The organism is Rhizobium sp. LEGMi-198b (assembly GCF_054114205.1).
The window spans coordinates 1-1,846 of sequence record NZ_JBSYVH010000020.1; the positions used below are offsets into that span (position 1 = coordinate 1).

Annotated in this window: 1 protein-coding gene; it reads left to right on the forward strand. The window is 63.2% G+C overall.

What is annotated here, in order from left to right:
• The first annotated feature begins 398 nt into the window (after positions 1-398).
• Entirely contained in the window at positions 399-1,757 is a 1,359-nt protein-coding gene (gene ltrA, locus ACXHXG_RS32060; protein WP_457901880.1) for a group II intron reverse transcriptase/maturase, read from the forward strand.
• Positions 1,758-1,846: the final 89 nt, after the last annotated feature.

A 1,846-nucleotide genomic window follows, 5' to 3' on the forward strand; every position in this document is an offset into this window, starting at 1 on the left:
CTTTTTTATGTGCGCCCAGCATGGGCGCACTCTCGTGGGTGGAAGTCCCACCGTAAGCTGGTCATGGCGAGCGAAGAGAAGCGCAACTGCGGAAGGGCGACCGACCGTGGGGAGGAAGCGTGGATCGAAACTGCGGGCCGATGGACAAGAACCGGATATGAGGCGGTGCCGACCAGGGCGAGCGGGCATAAAACCGCGAAGCTCTTGTGACCAAGGGGCGGCGGCGTAAATCCGGCGGTCGTGCAGTGAAGGAGTGCGTTCTTACCTGGGGAGATCTCGCCTTGTGCCTGAAAGGGCGACGGTGTCGAGCCGGAGCGAGAAGTCAGCAGAGGCCGTAGTAGGGAGCACGGAAGTGCGAACGAAGGGCCGAACGAGAGAGAGTGAAGTTTCCACCGAGGATGAGCAAGGCCATGCGTCAGATGCCGGGACAATCCGGGAGATCGGAGAGGCAAGCGGGTGAAGCCCGTCGGAGCTGCGATCTTGACGAAGCCGAGCCCCCGCCGCGGACTGGGTACGACACAGGTTCGGGGCTGCTTGAGGCGGCCCTGAGGCGAGAGAACCTTCAGCGGGCGTTAAAGCAGGTACGGGCCAACAAAGGGGCGGCGGGTGTGGACGGGCTGGATATCGACCAGACGGCCGCAATGCTGCGCGAGTGCTGGCCTGTCATCCGCGACAGCCTGCGGGAGGGGACGTATCGGCCACAACCGGTGCGTCGGGTGATGATCCCGAAGCCGGGGGGTGGCGAGCGCGAGCTCGGTATTCCTACGGTGTTGGACCGCCTGATCCAACAGGCGCTCCTGCAAGTCCTCCAGCCGATCCTTGATCCGACCTTCAGCCAGCACAGCTACGGCTTCCGTCCGGGACGTGGTGCGCACGGTGCCGTCTTGGCGGCACAATCGTTCGTGCAGTCCGGACGACGGGTCGTGGTGGACGTGGACCTGGAGAAGTTCTTCGACCGGGTTGACCACGACATCCTGATCGACCGTCTGCGCAGGAAAATCCCCGATCCCGGCGTTATCCGTCTGGTTCGGGCTTACCTGAACGCCGACATCGTCGATGGGGATGTGACCATCAAGCGGATCCGGGGGACGCCGCAGGGCGGGCCACTGTCACCGCTGTTGGCCAACCTGCTGTTGGATGAGGTGGACAAGGAACTCGAAGGGCGGGGCCATGCCTTCTGCCGCTATGCCGACGACTGCAACGTCTATGTGCGGTCGCGGCGGGCAGGCGAACGAGTGCTGGCTCTGCTGCGGCGTCTTTATGGCCGGCTTCACCTGACGGTGAACGAAACCAAGAGCGCTGTTGCCAGCGTCTACGGCCGCAAATTCCTCGGCTATGCCTTTCGGCAAGCCGGGGGTGTGGTCAAGCGACGGGTTGCCGACAAGGCCATAAGAACGTTCAAGGACAAGGTGCGTAGCCTGACGACCCGTGTGACGGGTCGGTCCTTGAAGGCGGTGGTCGAACGGCTGGGTGCCTTCGTGCGCGGATGGAAAGCCTACTTCAGACTGGCACAAACACCTCGGGTCTTCAACGACCTGGACGAGTGGATGCGCCATCGTTTGCGGGCTATCCAGCTCAAGCAGTGGAAGCGAGGCAGGACGATCTTCCGGGAACTGACGGCAAGGGGAGCAAACCTCAATGTGGCGCGCCAAGTGGCGGGAAACTCCCGCCGCTGGTGGCGCAACAGCGCCAAGCTCCTCAACACTGTCCTCACGATCAGATGGGCCGACCAACTTGGAATGCCCAGGCTCACCTAACCTCAATCTCTCGAACCGCCCGGTGCGGACCCGCATGCCGGGTGGTGTGGCAGGGGTGCGATCAGCTATGATCGCCCCCTATGCCGTTT

What these genes read in the sequence shown, in the direction of transcription:
- ltrA (WP_457901880.1), top strand. Translation starts at nt 399, where the DNA reads ATGAGCAAGGCCATGCGTCAGATGCCGGGACAATCCGGGAGATCGGAG.